Annotated in this window: 3 protein-coding genes; all 3 read left to right on the top strand. The window is 42.6% G+C overall.

Annotated elements, in window-relative coordinates; translation table 11 throughout:
• A partial coding sequence (locus tag Q0236_RS05885) for a sodium-dependent transporter (protein ID WP_297915999.1) occupies nt 1–1,045 on the top strand: 1,045 nt, incomplete at its 5' end.
• A 124-nt stretch (nt 1,046–1,169) separates the two neighbouring features.
• The gene (locus Q0236_RS05880; protein WP_297901724.1) at nt 1,170–1,433 is read left to right on the top strand and encodes a type II toxin-antitoxin system RelB/DinJ family antitoxin; all 264 of its coding nucleotides are present in this window, start codon (nt 1,170–1,172) and stop codon (nt 1,431–1,433) included.
• Nucleotides 1,430–1,693, top strand: a complete 264-nt coding sequence (locus tag Q0236_RS05875) for a Txe/YoeB family addiction module toxin (RefSeq protein WP_297901723.1) — start codon at nt 1,430–1,432, stop codon at nt 1,691–1,693. The genes Q0236_RS05880 and Q0236_RS05875 overlap by 4 nt, the downstream gene beginning before the upstream one ends.
• Nucleotides 1,694–1,755 lie beyond the last annotated feature (62 nt).

Raw genomic sequence — 1,755 nt, 5'->3', positions numbered from 1 at the left:
TATCGGCTGGTTGCCACTTGCCGGTTCGATGTGCATCGCAGTGGGCTATGCCGTAATCATCGCCTACGTTTTAAAGGCGCTAGTCCAAGCCATAGACGGCTCGCTAATGAGCGAAAATACCGATACGTGGTTTAACTCTTTTGCCCTGACGCCCTACTCCGTAGTGCCTTATCACTGCATAATCGTCGCAGGCACGTTGCTGACGCTGTTTTTCGGCGCCAAAAGCATCGAAAAAACGAATAAAATTATGATGCCGCTATTTTTCGTGCTATTTGCAATTTTAGCAGTTAGGGTCGCGACGCTGCAAGGCGCTGCAGGTGGATATGCCTTTCTTTTTGGCGCCGATTTTACTAAGTTAGCAGATCCGATGGTTTGGATTTCTGCGATGGGACAGGCGTTTTTCTCGCTATCGATTACGGGCTCAGGGATGATCGTCTATGGCGCGTATCTATCCAAGGACGAAGACATCGTATCTGCGGCGAAAAATACCGCGCTATTTGACACGCTAGCCGCGATGGTAGCTGCGCTAGTGATGATCCCTGCAGTATTTGCTTATGGAATGGATCCTGCGGCGGGGCCTAAGCTACTTTTTGTAACTCTGCCTAAAATTTTACAAGATATGGCAGGTGGTAGAATTTTTGCGGTGATTTTATTTACTGCCGTGATTTTTGGTGGAATTTCATCGCTTCAAAATATGTTCGAAGTAGTCGCCGAATCGCTAATGCATAAGTTTCCAAGGCTAAGCCGTGCATTCACGCTTGCGCTATTGTGCGCGATCTGCCTGGGTGCGGGCCTTGGTATGGAAGCGATAAGCTCATGGGGTCCGTGGATGGATTTCGTATCGATTTATATCATTCCGATCGGAGCAGTAATCGGCGCAATATCGTGGTTTTGGGTGATTAAGCGGAATGAAATTTTAGATGAGATCAATCTGGGCGCAGAGAGGGTTCGCGGCAAGCTCTGGTATGATATCGGGCGCTTTGTCTATGTCCCGCTGGCGCTACTTTTATGCATAATCGCGCTTAGTATGCATATTTCGTTTTGAATTAAAATCTTGCTAGATTTAGAATTAATAGTGTTCTCTCGTAATGGAGTTTTAGCAAATCACATTTATAAATCATTGCATTATCCATATAAATAATGTATAATGCAGTCAAAAAGGAGACAATATGACGCGATCTATAAACGTAAATTTTAGAATGGATGCCGAGCTTAAAAAAGGATTGGAGGAAGTATGCTCTGAAATGGGGCTAAATTTAACTACTGCTTTTACAATATTTGCTAAAAAAGTATTGCAAGAACGCAAAATTCCTTTCGAGCTGACAGCAGATCCCTTTTACAGCCACGAAAATTTATCTCATCTTAAGCGCTCTTTTGACGAATTAAAGGAAAATAGCGGGATTGAGCACGATTTGTTAGAAGCGGATCGATGAAAAAAATCTGGTCGCAAGAAGCTTGGAAGGATTATCTGTATTGGCAGAAAAATGATAAAAATATCCTAAAGCGCATAAATAAGTTAATCCTAGATATAGAGCGTAACGGCTACGATTGTATAGGCAAACCCGAAGCGCTAAAGGGTAATTTATCGGGGCTTTATAGTGTTAGAATAGATGGAAAAAATCGGCTCGTATTTAGGATATCTAATGGCGCCATAGAAATAGCTCAGTGTAAAACTCACTATGGAGATAAGTAAAATACGTACAAAAGCATCAATATCAAAGCGGTAAAATTTGTCCCAAAATAAAAACTCACACC

This window comes from uncultured Campylobacter sp. (assembly GCF_938031315.1).
In the GTDB taxonomy this organism is placed as follows: domain Bacteria; phylum Campylobacterota; class Campylobacteria; order Campylobacterales; family Campylobacteraceae; genus Campylobacter_B.
This window is presented reverse-complemented; position numbering and strand designations above follow the sequence as displayed.

Bases quoted from the DNA above. Each gene is read 5' to 3' on its own strand.
- Q0236_RS05880 (WP_297901724.1), top strand. From the start codon at position 1,170: ATGACGCGATCTATAAACGTAAATTTTAGAATGGATGCCGAGCTTAAA.
- Q0236_RS05875 (WP_297901723.1), top strand. From the start codon at position 1,430: ATGAAAAAAATCTGGTCGCAAGAAGCTTGGAAGGATTATCTGTATTGG.